The 14725-nt window shown below is 49.5% G+C and carries 13 protein-coding genes; 10 read left to right on the top strand and 3 right to left on the bottom strand.

Features of this window, described 5'->3' with window-relative positions; all coding sequences use genetic code 11:
* The first annotated feature begins 159 nt into the window (after positions 1-159).
* The 10 genes from OEY64_07935 to OEY64_07890 all read left to right on the top strand — a co-directional run bounded on the left by OEY64_07935 (position 160) and on the right by OEY64_07890 (position 13235).
* Positions 160-1842, top strand: coding sequence for a Na/Pi cotransporter family protein (locus OEY64_07935; GenBank protein MDH5542878.1), 1683 nt, complete (start codon positions 160-162; stop codon positions 1840-1842).
* Positions 1843-1915: 73 nt separating this feature from the next.
* Entirely contained in the window at positions 1916-4030 is a 2115-nt protein-coding gene (locus tag OEY64_07930; protein ID MDH5542877.1) for an adenylate/guanylate cyclase domain-containing protein, read from the top strand.
* A gap of 72 nt (positions 4031-4102) precedes the next feature.
* Complete coding sequence (locus OEY64_07925; protein ID MDH5542876.1) at positions 4103-4582, top strand: SH3 domain-containing protein; 480 nt, start codon at positions 4103-4105, stop codon at positions 4580-4582.
* A gap of 5 nt (positions 4583-4587) precedes the next feature.
* Positions 4588-5451, top strand: coding sequence for a M48 family metalloprotease (locus tag OEY64_07920; protein ID MDH5542875.1), 864 nt, complete (start codon positions 4588-4590; stop codon positions 5449-5451).
* Positions 5399-6799 carry a hypothetical protein gene (locus tag OEY64_07915; GenBank protein MDH5542874.1) on the top strand — a complete coding sequence of 467 codons (1401 nt, stop codon included), beginning with the start codon at positions 5399-5401 and terminating at the stop codon, positions 6797-6799. The genes OEY64_07920 and OEY64_07915 overlap by 53 nt, the downstream gene beginning before the upstream one ends.
* Before the next feature lie 260 nt (positions 6800-7059).
* Positions 7060-7791 carry a hypothetical protein gene (locus OEY64_07910; GenBank protein MDH5542873.1) on the top strand — a complete coding sequence of 244 codons (732 nt, stop codon included), beginning with the start codon at positions 7060-7062 and terminating at the stop codon, positions 7789-7791.
* Positions 7792-7827: 36 nt separating this feature from the next.
* Complete coding sequence (rnhA, locus tag OEY64_07905; GenBank protein ID MDH5542872.1) at positions 7828-8262, top strand: ribonuclease HI; 435 nt, start codon at positions 7828-7830, stop codon at positions 8260-8262.
* A 126-nt stretch (positions 8263-8388) separates the two neighbouring features.
* Positions 8389-10701, top strand: coding sequence for a translation initiation factor IF-2 (gene infB / locus OEY64_07900; protein ID MDH5542871.1), 2313 nt, complete (start codon positions 8389-8391; stop codon positions 10699-10701).
* A 6-nt stretch (positions 10702-10707) separates the two neighbouring features.
* On the top strand, positions 10708-10878 hold the full coding sequence (locus OEY64_07895; protein ID MDH5542870.1) for a hypothetical protein: 171 nt from the start codon (positions 10708-10710) through the stop codon (positions 10876-10878).
* Positions 10875-13235, top strand: coding sequence for a Smr/MutS family protein (locus OEY64_07890; protein MDH5542869.1), 2361 nt, complete (start codon positions 10875-10877; stop codon positions 13233-13235). Before OEY64_07895 ends, OEY64_07890 begins: the two co-directional genes overlap by 4 nt.
* Before the next feature lie 329 nt (positions 13236-13564).
* On the opposite strand, the gene OEY64_07885 is transcribed toward OEY64_07890, so the two are convergent.
* The 3 genes from OEY64_07885 to OEY64_07875 all read right to left on the bottom strand — a co-directional run.
* Positions 13565-13849, bottom strand: a complete 285-nt coding sequence (locus tag OEY64_07885; GenBank protein MDH5542868.1) for a type II toxin-antitoxin system RelE/ParE family toxin — start codon at positions 13847-13849, stop codon at positions 13565-13567.
* Positions 13839-14087: a CopG family ribbon-helix-helix protein gene (locus OEY64_07880; protein ID MDH5542867.1), complete on the bottom strand. Its 249-nt coding sequence runs from the start codon at positions 14085-14087 to the stop codon at positions 13839-13841. The genes OEY64_07885 and OEY64_07880 overlap by 11 nt, the downstream gene beginning before the upstream one ends.
* 323 nt (positions 14088-14410) lie before the next feature.
* The coding region (locus OEY64_07875) for a sel1 repeat family protein (GenBank protein MDH5542866.1) at positions 14411-14725 on the bottom strand (315 nt) is incomplete at its 5' end.

Here is a 14725-nt window from a genome sequence, read left to right as displayed (position 1 = left end):
ACCTGCACAAAACCTCCGTTTTCCAAAATACGAGGTTCAACATGAGTTATTCTGCCGCCGGTTTAAAAATATATAAGTTGTCCGCGCCAAAAGGATGTTATATGTTATTGCCAATTACGCTTCAGCATGGAAAACAAATCTTAACCGGGAGATCTGACATTGGATTATAAGCTGATAACCACAATGATTTTTCAGGCAGCCGGCGGGCTTGGCCTTTTCCTCCTCGGAATGAGATACATGTCTGACGGAGTACAATCCGTCGCTGGTGGCAGGCTCCGCAAGCTTATCGGCTCTGTCACGAACAACAGGCTTTCCGGCCTTGCGGTCGGCATTCTGTTCACATGTCTTGTACAGTCAAGCTCCATAACTACGGTTATGACAGTAGGCCTTGTGAACAGCGGCGTCATGACGCTGTTTCAATCACTCGGGATCATAATGGGGGCCAACATTGGAACGACCATTACAGGCTGGATACTTGTTCTCAAAATAGGAAAATACGGCCTGCCGATGCTTGGATTCGCCTCGTTTTTCTATCTTTTTTCCAAAAATGAGAAATTCCGTTTTATAGGAATGATAATAATGGGGATCGGGATGATATTTTTCGGCCTCGAACTGATGAAAGACGGATTCAAACCGATGCGATCCCTCCCTGAATTTGTGGCGTGGTTTTCGCTTTTCGAGGCAGACAGCTATTTCGGGGTGCTGAAACTTGCGTTCATCGGGTGTATTCTCACATTTATTGTACAGTCGTCTTCGGCAACCCTTGCCATAACCATGAGCCTGGCATCAACAGGAGTGATCCATTTTGAATCGGCCGCCGCGCTGGTGCTTGGCGAAAACATCGGTACTACGATCACCGCATTCCTGGCTTCGCTTGGCGCAACAACCAACGCCAAGCGGGCTGCATACGCGCATATCATCTTTAACGTTATAGGGGTGCTCTGGATAACGGCCGTATTCAGAATATATATTGATATTATAAAAGGATTCCTAGGTACGGATCCGAATACGATGCTGATGGTGGACAACCATGAAACCTTCCCGTTCATAATCGCGGGAATCGCGATTGTTCATACCGGTTTTAATGTCACCAACACGGCGCTCTTCATACCGTTTGTGGCATATTTCGAAAAGCTCCTCCTGTGGCTTGCGCCCGACAAGGAGGTTGCCGGGAAAGTCTACACAACACATCTTGATCCGATGATAATAGACACTCCGCTCATCGCCATTGATAACGCGCATATTGAGATAGTGAAAATGGGAAGGATCGCGACAAGGATGATGACGAACCTGAAGGACGCCATCGGCGGTGAAACATTGAACGAGAAGTCCGCTACCAAGGTATTCCACAAGGAAGAGATACTGGACGGCCTGCAAAACGAAGTGTCAGTATTCCTTACCGAACTCCTCTCATCGGGTCTTCCTCACGAAATCACCATAGAGGCGCGCCAACAGCTGAGAATCGCCGACGAATACGAGTCGATAAGCGATTACATAGAAAAAATATTGAAGCTCCATCTCAGGCTCAGGGACAACAATATGAAACTTCCGGCGGAAGAACTTCAAGCCATATCCAGCCTTCATGATGACACGCTTGCCTACATGGAGTTGATAACAAACGCTTACGCGCAAAAACAGAAACAGGTGATCAGCAGGGCGCACACTCTGTCAGAAGCTATCAACCATAAAGTCAGAAAAACCCGAACCCATCATATCGAAAGGCTTTCACACCAGAAAATAGAGCCGCTCATTACTATGGCATACACGGACATGATCAACGATTACAGACGAGTCAAGGATCACACTCTCAATATCGCCGAAGCTCTGGCAGGCGAAAAATAGAAACAGCCGTTTCCCGCACACCGCCTCATGCTGGACATTCATGCCATCCGGTTTCTATAATTAATCCCTTGATATGAAAGATAAAAGAAAAAGAAAGGTCTCCATACTCCTTGTCATTGGCAATACCTTGCTTGCCGTCTTCCTATATGTATCGGACTCCTTTATACGTCTGGAACATATTGCATTTGACGCAACTGCCAGGCAGTTGAGGGGCAACCTGGAAACCACACAGGACGTGGTTGTGATCCTGATAGATGAAGCGTCACTTCAGGCTCTTAATTCCATTGTCGGGAGGTGGCCGTGGCCAAGAGCGGTCTACTCCGACCTTCTTGAGTTCCTTGCGATGGGTGAGCCGCGAGCGGTATTTTTCGATATCATGTTCGCCGAAAATCAGGAGACGCTTGATGACGGGGAGATAGGCCCAAACGACAGGGCGCTTGTCCTTGCGACATACGACTCGGGAAACGTATTCCATGCAATGCAGCTGCTGGTTGACAAGGAAGATGAAAAGAACAAAACCCTGCTCAACAGGCCGCTCCCGAAGGAGTTTGCCGATAACTTCTCCCTCCCTGAAGTATCAATAAATTTCGAGCATCACGGGGAAGCAAATAATTATTACACCCCTATCTACGAACTGGCAATGGCCTCCAAGGGGATAGGGGTTGTTGAGTTCACTTCGGACGAAGACGGAATATACAGACAGACAAGGCCTTTCAGGGAATATCATGGAAAATATTTTCCCGTTGCCGGTATCGCGCCTCTATTGAGTGGCGAAAAGATAGAAATTGAAAAGAAACGGATAAGGATAGGAGATAAAAATATCCCGACAAACAGGGAAGGAAAAATAATCATCAATCCTTACGGAAAAATAAACCCCTTCTCTATAAGCGGACTTTTTTCCTCGCTACAGATGATAAAAAGCGGCGACATTGAATCCCTGCTCGTGCATCCGGATGAGTTCAGGGACAAGATCGTCTACATAGGCGCTAGCGCCGTCGGAGTTGAAGACCTTAAACCGACAGCCATCTCCCCTCTCACTCCGGGGGTCTACCTTCATGCGTCGCTTGCCAGCAATTACATCGATAACGATTTTTTCTCCTACGTTGACCGGAAAACAACTTTCGTATTTATCATTATTTTCTCGATCATCTGTACTCTTGCAGTCCTCTATCTCGGAAAATTCAGGGATAAACTTGCATTGCCGCTTGCCTGCCTTGGCGGATGGGTTGGTGCCTACATCTACGCTTTTAACGGAAATTTCCTGATGGAGCTGATGCCGCCTGCGGGGTCGATAGTTTTTTCAGGCGCCACTGCCTTTGCCTTTCTTGCCGCAACGGAAGGACGGGAAAAATTGCGCGTTAAAAAGATGTTCTCCCAGTATGTTTCACCAGAAGTGCTGAACCAGATGGCGGAGAATATCGAGGATTTCGCCGCGCTTGGCAAGGGAGAAGAGGTCAATCTAACAATAATGTTTACGGACATCCGCGGATTCACCGCCTTCTCCGATAAAACATCGCCCGAAATGGTTATTAAAATGCTGAATTCCTATTTATCGAGGATGTGCGATGTCATTCTGAAAAATCAGGGTACCGTCGATAAATTTATCGGCGACGCTATCATGGCGTTTTGGGGAGCGCCGCTAAAGATTAAAAACCACGCTGAAATGGCTGTGAGAAGCGCCATTGAAATGGCCGCCAGAATGGATGCCGTCAACGCTGAAATCAAGGAAATGGGGGTCGATTTCACGGTAATGCAAGGAATAGGAATCAATACCGGACCGGCAATACTCGGGAACATCGGTTCCGAAAAAAAGCTCAGCTATACCGTCATCGGCGACACGATAAACCTCGCCTCAAGGCTGGAATCCCTGAATAAACAATACCCTGTTCCGATAATCATCTCGGAATTCACATATCGCGAAATAAAGGATGTCCTGCCGTGCAGAATTCTGGACAAGGTACAAGTTCGGGGAAAGCGTGATATGATAGGCATATATGAAGCAATAGGTTTCGATGATGAGAAATCTCTTGAAAGGGCTTGGGAATTGGTAAAAACCTCGGATACGGCGTATGAGCTCTATTCGAATGGAGAGATGAAAAAAGCTCTCGAAATTTACCGATCCATGAAAGAATCGCCTATAAGGGAAGTTTTCATCAGGAGATGCGAAGGTATGGAAGAGGGAAAATAGAGGACGTTGACAATTTTTAAATCGACATAAGTGGAGCTGTCGAGAGGATTATTTTATGTTGGAGACCAGGAAATGAAACGGCTACTGATACTATCTATTATCTCTCTATCCTCATATATTGCATCCGCAGCCGATACTCTTTATGTGCAAAGCAAATCCGCAAAAATCATGAACTCCCCTTCATTCAAGGCCGAAACTACAGGCACCCTTAAAAGAGGGGACCAGCTTGAGGTGATCGAAAAGGGGAAAGGATGGTACCAGGTAAAAACAGGCGACATGACCGGCTGGATCAACCAGCTGAATGTATCCAGAAATGAACCTATGGAAAGAGTTTCCATTATCACCGAGGCAACGGAAAATCTCGAAGACAAATCGAGAAGAAGGGCTTCCGCTGTTACATCAGCCGCGGCGGCGAGGGGGCTTTCCGAAAAGGACAGAAAAAGACGGAGCGATCAGGAAAAGGCCGATTACAACACTCTTAACAGGCTTGAAAATTTCACCGATAAGATCTCCGATGAAGAGGTTGAGGAATTCAACAAAACCGGGAATTGAATCGGATGAAGAAAAAAAACCTGATAATCGGAACAAGCACCCTTACAGTTAGCCTTATTTTCATGGCTGTTTCCATCTCCTACTCCGCCATCGCCGACGCGCAAAACTCCGCAAGGGCGCGTGCAAGGGCGCACAATCAGATAGATTGGACAAACGAAGACGACATAAAGGCGGAAATCGTCTTCGGCCGGGAAGTTGCCGCGAGAATTATTGGCCGCTACTCCCTGTATAAAAACGACAACCTTACCCGTTACTGCAATCTGATAGCCCGGTCATTGGCAGAAAATTCAAACAGGCCGGAATTACAGTTCAAGGTCGGAATTCTGGATACTCCGACAGTAAACGCCTTTGCCGCTCCAGGAGGATATATATTCATCACAAAAGGGGCGATTGAAGCTATGGAGAACGAGGCGGAACTGGCAGCCACGATCGCGCACGAGATCACTCACATATCTCAAAAACATATCGTCAAGGAACTTAATATAAGAGGTAAAAGCGGTAGCAGCGAAGCAAGTCTCGGCAAACTCATCGGCGGGGGCGGTGAAACCATGACAGTCGCGTTTACGCAGGCCGTGGATAATGCCATGAATGTCCTCTTCCAGAATGGTTACGCCCAAAAAGATGAACAGGAGGCCGATACGCTGGGCATTATGCTCGCCGCTTCACTTGGCTATAATCCCGAAGCGCTGGCAAACCTTTTCCGCCGAATGGAAAAAGCCGAGAGCAATAAGGTATCATCTCTAATTAAATTACATCCGGCATTCTCTAATAGGATAAAGTGGGTGGAAGAGACAATTCAAAATGAGGGGTTATCAGGTGGCGAGTTTAGAACGGAGAGCGCACGCTTTAATAGATTCAAAAAAGGTTAATATCGGGGGTATCGGAGCGCTTCTCCTTTTCTGTTTTACCTTTTCAGCTTTTATACCTGCCTTCGCTGGAGAAGAACACTATACAAATATCGTAGTTGGGGAAAGACCTGCCGGCATGGGAGGCGCCTACACGGCAATATCAGACGATTCTACCGGGCTATACTACAATCCTGCCGGTGTAATATACGGGGCCGGAAAAAATCTCAACGTCTCAACAAACGGTTTTTACGCCTCCCTCACAACATATGAAAACGCGATCGGAAACCAGAGCTGGGTCAGAACATCCTCCATCCTCCTGCCAAACTTCTTCGGGATAACACAGCCGCTGGGGCCGGGAGTGCTCGGATTTTCATATGCCGTTCCCGACTCCGTTCTGGAGGACCAGGACCAGATATTCGAAAGACCTACATCGCGCTACGACGTTTTCGCTATCAACTTTAACAAGGAAGACAGCTCGTATAACGCCGGCCCCTCATACTCAATGCAGGTCACACCTACTTTGTCGATCGGCCTCACCCTCTACCTGCATCACCGAAATAAACAGGTCATAAACAACCTCTTCCTCACAAAAACCAATAAAAAAAATATCTGGCAGAACACCTACCTCGAAACTGAAGAGTACGGATCGAGGCCTCTGCTCGGCATTATGTGGACACCGGCGGAAGGAAAGTTCTCCTTCGGGATGTCAATTTCAAAAACTACCGTCTACTGGTCGCCGACCGCGTTCCAACAGGTGTACAAAGAAGGGCTTTCAGAGGAAGAGCTGACAATTCTCAAATCCAATCTTGAAACTGCGTACGGCGGCCCGGCATTCCCGGTACCCTGGAGCCAGGATACGCTCACTACAGTTTTATCCCTGCTTGGCTACAGACTCGATAACGATATCCTGACCAGGGAAATTCGCACTAAATCGACGGAACAAAGGGAACTGCCGACAAAGATCGCCCTCGGGATAGCATGGTTCCCAAACAATGCCCTCCTTATCTCTTTCGACTACAACTATTACAGCGAAACCAAGGGGAATAAGGAATTATCTATAAATCCGAAAATCGCTGTCTCGAACTACTCGATCGGAATGGAATACTATTTGGCCGACACATGGGCCCTCAGGGCAGGCGCCTTCAACGATATGACAAACACCTACCCCGTTGGGCAGGAAGGATCCGATGAACATATAGACCTCTATGGCCTCTCCGCCAGCCTTACTCACTTCTCAAAAGGAACTTCCCTCTCCGCAGGATTCAGTTACGGATTCGGAGCCGGTCAGGCTCAAAAAGGGAACGAACCGATTGCCGACGCAAATATGAACTCAATACTCCTCTTCCTCGGCTCATCCGTAGCCTACTAGATATGAATATCAGAGGGGCCACAACCCCCCTGATTGAAATTTGAATTCCCCCCCCCTCCCTCTCCGGTTTTACCGGCTCGGTTTTTCGCCACAATCCCTGCCATATATTTAACTCTAAAAAGATTTGACACAGCCGTACTCATGAAATACAATACAACATATTAAAATATGGAATACCTATTTCAATTGATGAGTAATGGCCGAAAGACGATCAACGTACCAACCTTGACTATTTCGTCCTGTGCCGAAAAGGAGGCTCTTTGAAAAAGAGTTGTTTACTTGCTTTTCTTGCTCTCACTATTCTCCCACCTGCTGTCTTCGCCACGCCGTCGAACATCATCAGGATACCTTCTGGCGACGTACAGCCTTTTGGAACTTTCCGGCTCGGCATCGACAACAACACTACCTTTTTCGTCCCTCCCAAAAGCGGCGGCGGCGCTTTGCCCGCCACATACGGCCTTACGGCTGGCACTTACGATGCCGTTGTCCTGCAGACAGAGATAGGGGTCGACCTGAGGGAGGTCTCAAAGGATCCGGCATATTTCAACGTGAAATTCGTCTCGCCGGAAGGCTCCATTAACGACTTCATGCCGGCGCTCTTCTTCGGCGGCTACGATTTCGGGCTCCGCCTGCAACGCACCGATTACAACATCGTCTACGGAGGCTTTGCGAAAACCTTCTCCTTCATCGGGCGTTTCACCGGGGGATATTTCATAGGCAACAAGGATCTCCTCAAGGACAGGAACGGCAAGATCGATAACCAGGGGACGATGATCGGATTCGACAGGAGAATGCCGGACATAAACGAAAAACTCTGGTTCGGTATCGATTACATGGCCACAAACTCTCTTTACGGCGCGCTCAGCTTCGGTTTTGCATGGTCCTTTTCAGAAGCGGCCACCCTTACCATTGCCTACGTTCGCTACAACGACGAAATGGTGTCGCCTGTAAAAGCAAACCTCACCTCCCTGCAGGTTGATTTCGACTTCTGATCCCGTAGTTAAACCGCAAAAAAGGGACTAATTGAAATGCCAAATATTGAAATCTTCGCGGATGGAAGCTGCCTTGGAAATCCTGGTCCCGGTGGATGGGGGGCCATCCTTAGAACACCGGAGGGTGAAAAGGAATTTTCCGGCGGGAAGCCCCACACCACAAATAACATTATGGAACTTACCGCGGTAATTGAGCCGTTACGCACCATCAAGGAGCCTTCCGTCATTACCGTTACAACCGATTCCCAATATGTACAGAAAGGGATGACTGAATGGATAACCGGGTGGATAAAAAACGGCTGGAAAACCGCCGGCAGGAAACCTGTCAAGAACCGCGAGCTATGGGAGGAGATGCATAAACTTGCCTCGCCCCACAAGATAACCTGGAAATGGATAAGGGGACACAACGGTCACTTGGAAAACGAACGGTGTGACGTTCTTGCCAACTCCGCCGCCATGAAATTCAGATAAAACTCCCCTCCCAACGCACCTTTTTCAGTTTTAACGGATTTCATTCGCCAACTAATTAAACTTAAACCTCCCTTCACACGAGGCATAAATATGTTATAGTGGTTCGTTCAAAAGAAGGATGGGTAAATGAGAGTCAGTGCACTAGCTAAAGAACTGGGATTAAAAAGCGCGGATGTTATCGCCGAGCTTAAAAAACTCGGAATAGAGGATAAGGTAGCCGCATCGGCTATAGACGACGAAACAGCTTCGAAAATTGCCGGCACATTTGGCAAAAAACTTCCGGAAAATCTGAAAAAACCGGCTGCGAAAACCGCTGCAAAGAAAACTGCCAAAAAAGCGGCGGCCAAGTCCTCGAAACCGGCAAAGGCCGCGGAAGAGACAGACATTAAGAAACCTGAGGAAAAACCTGCCGCCAAGGCGGTCGAGGCCAAAAAGCCCGCAAAGGTGGAGGCGGCAGTAAAACCTGTCGAAGTCAAAGCTCCGCCAAAAGCCGAAGAAAAACCGGTTTCCGACGCTACCAGAAAAAAGGATGAAGAAGAAAAACGGCAGGCGGCTGAAAATGAGCGAAAAAAGATAAAAGACGCCAAGAAAAAGGTTGTCGAAGATCTTAAAGCGAGAAAGAAAGAGTCTGAAGAAATGCGTGAGCTTGAAAGGCTCATTGCAGAGGAAGAAAAGGCGGAAAAGGAGAAAGAGGCCCGGCAGATAGTTATCGACGAGGCTATTACGGTGAAGGAGTTCGCGGACAAGCTGCACCTATCTGTAAACGAGATCATCAAAACACTCTTCCTGAAAGGAACCGCTGTCACGGTGAACCAGACGCTTGGCGTCGATCTTGCCCAGGACATCGCAAAGGAACTTGGCTATACCATCAAGGTAAAAACTGTCGAAGAAACTGAAGTTGTAAAAAAGGAGGCGGCAGACACCTCTCACCTCCCGATACGTCCTCCTGTCGTAACGGTCATGGGGCATGTCGACCATGGAAAGACCTCGCTTCTCGACACCATAAGGAAAACGTCCGTTGCATCCGGAGAAGCGGGCGGAATCACACAGCACATAGGCGCGTACAGCATCAACGTTTCTGGCAAACAGATAACCTTTCTGGATACTCCCGGCCATGAAGCTTTCACTGCCCTCCGCGCACGAGGCGCGCAGGTTACCGACATGGTCGTCCTCGTCGTCGCGGCGGATGACGGCGTGATGCCGCAAACCGTTGAAGCTATCAACCACGCAAAAGCGGCTGGCGTAAACATAATCGTCGCTGTAAATAAGATAGACAAACCTGGCGCTCAGCCGGAAAAGGTAAAACAGGAACTGACCAAATACGGCCTCGTTCCTGAAGACTGGGGCGGAACGAACATCTTCTGCAACGTCTCGGCAAAAGCAGGTACGGGTGTAGATACTCTTCTTGAAATGATCCTCCTCCAGGCCGAGGTGCTTGAATTGAGGGCGGAACCAGACGCGAACGGACACGCTGTGGTCATCGAATCAAAACTCGATAAAACACGCGGCCCGGTACACTCCATCATTATCACCTCCGGCACGATGAAGATAGGCGATCCGTTCGTCATGGGGAATACACACGGCAAGATACGCGCGATGATAAACGACAGCGGGCAGAAAATAAACTCCGCCGGCCCTTCAACACCGCTTGAACTTCTCGGCGCGAACGATATCTGCGATCCGGGCGAAGTCATCACCGTCGTTGAAAACGAAAGGCGCGCAAGGCAGATTGCGCAGACAAGGGAGGACGCGCTCCGCGAAAAAAGACTGGATAAAAAGCATGTTCGCCTCGAAAACATCGTTGAGATGGTTTCCGAAGGGGAAACGCTGGAACTTAAGCTGGTAGTAAAGGCTGACACCCAAGGCTCCGTGGAAGGTGTAAAGGAACTTCTTGGAAAACTTGAATTCACCGAAGTGAAGATACACGTCATACACAGCGGCGTCGGCGCGGTAACCGAGTCCGACGTATCGCTCGCCGACGCGTCGGACGCTATCATCATAGGGTTCAACATCCGCCCAACCGAAAAGGCAAAGGACCTTGCCGATAAAACCGGGGTTGAGATCAGGATGTACACCATAATTTACGAGATCACCGGAGATGTGGAAGCATCCGTAAAAGGCATGATGAAGCCGAAATTTGTGGAAGTAGTTCTTGGCAAGGCGGAAATAAGGGACGTGTTCAAGGCCTCGAAGATAGGTACGATAGCCGGTTGCATGGTTGTCTCCGGCGTCATGAAAAGAAACGCGGAATGCCGGATCATCAGGGACGGAGTTGTCATCCACACAGGGATAATCTCGTCTCTCAGGCGGTTCAAGGACGACGCGAAGGAAGTCAAAAACGGCTTTGAATGCGGCATCGGAATAGACAAATTCAACGACATCAAAGTCGGGGACGAGATTGAAACCTTCCATAAGGAAGAAGTCGCCCCGGTACTGTAGGCTTGAGTGAACGGCGCCTGGATGCTTCCGGTCCTGATAGCCGGGATATATCTCGCCGTGAAGCTGACGATCTTTTTTAACTACATCGCATACGGACAAACCGCCGAGCGTCTCAAAAAAAAAGGGACGAACGGCGATCCGGCACAAAAGCCTGAAAACCCCGAATCATCAAAGTGAACTCATTATCAGTCAGGGAAAAAGGTATCTTCGCCCGTTCCGCGCGCGCTCTTGAGTTCGACGACGTTCGCGAGAGGGTCGCTTCGTTTTGCAAAACGGAAACCGGAGCTGATATCTGCCGTTCGCTCAAGCCGGCCAAAACAAGGAACGAAGCGGAAACCCTTCTCGACGAAACAGGCGAATTAAGAGAGATATTCAATTCCGGCATAAACATATTCCCCTCCCCGGTGGAAAATCCCGCTTCGCTTCTCAAGAAAACATCGCGCGGCCTCCTCCCGGAGCCGGACGATATACAAAAAATAATCTCATTCTGGCGACAGCTTAAACTCCTGAACGGTTTCCATTCGGATCCCGCACTCAAGAACGGCGTGATCATGAAGATCATCGGGGAGCTGAACCCGCTGGAAGAGACAGCCGGTTTCTTCGACGCCACCTTCGGCGACGACGGCAAGGTAAAGCCGACCGCGAGCGCGGCGCTCATTGAAATCGAGGAACGGATAAACTCCCTTAAAAAACATATCAGGGAAAAAGCGGACTCCTTCCTGAAAAAGCAGGAGATAGTCGACATACTCCAGGATACATACGTCACCATAAGGAACGACAGAATAGTCCTCCCGATAAAGGCGGAGTACAAAAACATCTTCCCCGGAATAATACATGGAATTTCGGCGTCGGATAAAACCGCGTTCATGGAACCGCAGGAACTAATAAGGGAGAACAACTCCCTGCAGGAAGCGTTAAGCGAAAGGGAGGTGGAAATATACCGTCTCCTTCGTCTCGCGGCGCAGCAGTTGAAAGACAACCATGACGAGATAGAGAGAAATTATCTCGTGATGGGGCGCATCGACGCGATCTCCGCCAAGGCGCAGTTCTCCATAAGGATCAAGGGGAAGAGACCGCTCTTCTCCGATGACGGCTCGATAATATTGAGGGAGATAACCCATCCGATGATGGTATTCCGCGGCGAGAATCCCCGCGCCAACAGCGTGGAGATGGCAAAGAACGAGATGGCGCTCGTCATCTCCGGGCCGAACGCTGGCGGCAAAACGGTGCTACTCAAATCCGCAGGCCTTTCCGTCGTCTTCGCCTCGTGCGGAATATTCCCTTCATGCGGAGAAGGGACAACCTTCCCGTTCACGAAGAACCTCTTCGCGATGGTCGGCGACGAGCAGTCGGTCGAAGAGGGGGAATCCACATTCTCCGCGCAGTTGAACGGTATAAAGGAAGCGGCCCTCGGCGTTCAGCGGGGGGACTGGATAATCATCGACGAGATACTGAACGGCACCGACCCGCGACAGGCGTCGGCGCTCGCCCTCTCGGTGCTCGAACACTTCATCGGCATCGGATGCAAGGTATTCGTATCCACCCACCTACCCGACCTGAAGATAGCGGCGCAGGAGAGCGCGGAGATGGTAAACGGCGCGATGGGTTTCAGCCAGGAGGGGAAACCTACATACAAACTTGAAAAGGGGCATCCCGGCGTCAGCTATCCGCTCGCTGTCGCCGCTAGCATCGGACTCCCGCCAGAGATAATTGAACGCGCCAAGTCGATGCTCGATTCCACGCAGGATATCTACCAGTCCGCGCTTCAGGCGCTTCAGGAGAAGGCGGACAAGCTCGACAGAACCATAGAAGAGTACGAGCGGAGTCGCGCTGAATCGGAAAGGATTGAAAAGGAGCTCGCCGCCAATCTTGAGGAGTCTAACCGGAACGCCAGGGCGTTCGAAGACGAAAAGCGAAGGCTGTTAAAAGACGAAGTAAGGAAAGCGAAAACGAAACTCTCAGCGATGATAGACGAAGCGGAGGAGGCGGAGCTGAAGGACAAAAGGAAGACCTCCTCAAAGCTGAAAGAGATGGAGAACGTCATCGTAAGGGAGAGCAGAACGCCGGAATCTATACCGCTTGAGGATGTTCCCGCCGGGGGGAACGTCTGGATAATACCGCTCGACCGAAGGGCCCAACTCGTAAAGAAAGCCGAAGGGGGGAAGGTCGAAGTTCAGTCCGGCGGAATAAAGATGACCCTTGCCGCCTCCGATGTCGTCGGTTTAAAGGAAGGCGCACTCCCGCCCGAGAAGAAAAAGAGAGAGACGAAGATCCACGTCGATGAATCGGAAGAATATCTGCCGTATGAGCTGTTGCTCCTCGGCCTTACGTTCGAAGAGTCGCTTACGCAGATGGAACAGTTTTTCGATAAGCACCTTCTTGCCGGAAGCGAGACCGTTCGCATCGTCCATGGCCGCGGGCCGCTGAAAGGGAAGATAGAGGAGTACTTGAAAAGCTCATCTTATGTAAGATCGTTCTCACCCGCCGCCCCCGCGCAGGGTGGCGAAGGGGCCACCATCATCACGTTGGGTTAGATCTCTCCAGCAGATTTTCGGATCTCAATTCTTCGGTAGCACAGACTTCAGTCTGTGGTGCGTCCGCAGGACGCAAAGTATTACTTCCCTTGTATATCATCTCTAAGCATAATTACTATAAGTATTAGCAGTGAATATCCACGCTTTGCAAATTGGCAGAAAACCGTACTTATGACAAGCGTGCTACTTGAAATTTAAAAGTTACCAAACAATTTCGTTACACCAGGAAAATTAAAACCCCCTCTATAATGGCGCGTAATCCCCGCGAAGGCGGGGATACAGAGATGTCCAGCCAGCTTTAAGAACAAAGACTATACATAAAAAAGAGATTAAAATTCTTCCGGTAATTTTCTGGAGGTGTGGAAGACCCTTAATATCTCGATGTTCTTTTTGTTCACGCGATACGGAATTATGTACGGGGTGCCGGGAACGATGAGTTCCCTTGTGCCAGCAACACGACCCGGCCTCCCAAGCGAAGGATTCTTCTCCAGATGCTCGATCACCTTTTGAATCCTGATTGCCGTTTTTTTTGCCGCTTGCGGGTTATCCCTCGAAATAAACTCGGCTTCGTCAACAAGGTTTTTCAGCGCTTTTCTTGTCCACCTAACGCGCATTACCGGTCAGCTTGCCAAACGTTTTTTTTACTTCCGCGTTTGTGGCAAAATCCCCGCTATCCGCTTCCTTTATCCCTTCCTTTGTTTCCTTTATCTGCCACTCGTTCAGTTCAAGAAAACCTGCTATCGCCTCAGCCGCCAGGAATGATTTGCTGCGCTTTGAAGAATTGGCAAGTTTATCGAGTTTGTTTTTCAGCTTCGCGTCGAGCCGGACTGTCAGGGTAGTTGATTGCGCCATTCAGCTTTTCCTCCTAAAAGTGTTCAGTTGTACACATATTAACACAATAGATTGAACGCGCATAAGGATGCCTGGAAACGTGTAATATCAAGTCCGGGTTGAAGAGCAGAGATTGCTACACGGAGGCTGGAAATTATCAGACTCCGCCCCCTTGCAGTTCACCCTCGCTGAAGCAGGGGGGCGAAGGGGCCACCATCATCACGTTGGGTTAGATCTCTCCAGCAGATTTTCGGATCTCAATTCTTCGGTAGCACAGACTTCAGTCTGTGGTGCGTCCGCAGGACGCAGAATGGAAATTAATGAGTCAGGGAAATCGGGAAAAGCTAATACGCTTTTGCTTCGCCGTTATACATCTCTTTGTATAACTTTTTAGCGAGCGGGTTCTCATCGTTGAATATCTTTATCGCGTCGATCGATTCAAGTACCCTCTTCCATCTCCCTTGGTCGGCATACGTCTGACCCGCCATGTATATCCACTTCTCGCCGATAGAATGATCGGTATCGACGCCGATGCCGAAGAGATACATGAGTCCGAGATTGAACTGAGCGTCCGGGTTGCCGTTCCCCGCTTCAATGCGGTACCATCTCGCCGCCGCCTTGTAATCCTGCGCCACACCTTTGCCGTTAGCGAGCATCAG

Source organism: Nitrospinota bacterium (genome assembly GCA_029881495.1).
Lineage (GTDB): Bacteria > Nitrospinota_A > UBA7883 > JACRGQ01 > JACRGQ01 > JAOUMJ01.
This window is presented reverse-complemented; position numbering and strand designations above follow the sequence as displayed.

Bases quoted from the DNA above. Each gene is read 5' to 3' on its own strand.
- OEY64_07930 (MDH5542877.1), top strand. From the start codon at position 1,916: ATGAAAGATAAAAGAAAAAGAAAGGTCTCCATACTCCTTGTCATTGGC.
- OEY64_07925 (MDH5542876.1), top strand. From the start codon at position 4,103: ATGAAACGGCTACTGATACTATCTATTATCTCTCTATCCTCATATATT.
- OEY64_07920 (MDH5542875.1), top strand. From the start codon at position 4,588: ATGAAGAAAAAAAACCTGATAATCGGAACAAGCACCCTTACAGTTAGC.
- rnhA (MDH5542872.1), top strand. From the start codon at position 7,828: ATGCCAAATATTGAAATCTTCGCGGATGGAAGCTGCCTTGGAAATCCT.
- infB (MDH5542871.1), top strand. From the start codon at position 8,389: ATGAGAGTCAGTGCACTAGCTAAAGAACTGGGATTAAAAAGCGCGGAT.
- OEY64_07885 (MDH5542868.1), bottom strand. From the start codon at position 13,849: ATGCGCGTTAGGTGGACAAGAAAAGCGCTGAAAAACCTTGTTGACGAA.
- OEY64_07880 (MDH5542867.1), bottom strand. From the start codon at position 14,087: ATGGCGCAATCAACTACCCTGACAGTCCGGCTCGACGCGAAGCTGAAA.